Raw genomic sequence first — 235 nt, forward strand, 5'->3', positions numbered from 1 at the left:
CCCCGGTTACGTCGAAACCGAATTTGCAGACCGCAGCGATCTGAACGGCACCGATCTGGTCAAGGGCGGGGGTGCCAGCGCAGAAAGCGTCGCCCGCCATGGCTACGACGCGATGATGAAGGAAAAGCTGGTCACCGTGAACGATCCGAAGCTGAAAATCGCGGTCGACTGGATCATTCCGATGCTGCCGCGTCGTCAGGTGTTGAAGATGGTCAAGGGCATGCAGACCAAGGAG

1 pseudogene is annotated in these 235 nt (G+C 59.1%); it reads left to right on the top strand.

What is annotated here, in order from left to right:
* Nucleotides 1-235: pseudogene (locus tag A3764_RS25465) on the top strand (SDR family NAD(P)-dependent oxidoreductase); the annotation flags it as partial.

It is taken from the genome of Sulfitobacter sp. HI0129 (assembly GCF_001635395.1).
GTDB lineage: Bacteria > Pseudomonadota > Alphaproteobacteria > Rhodobacterales > Rhodobacteraceae > Sulfitobacter.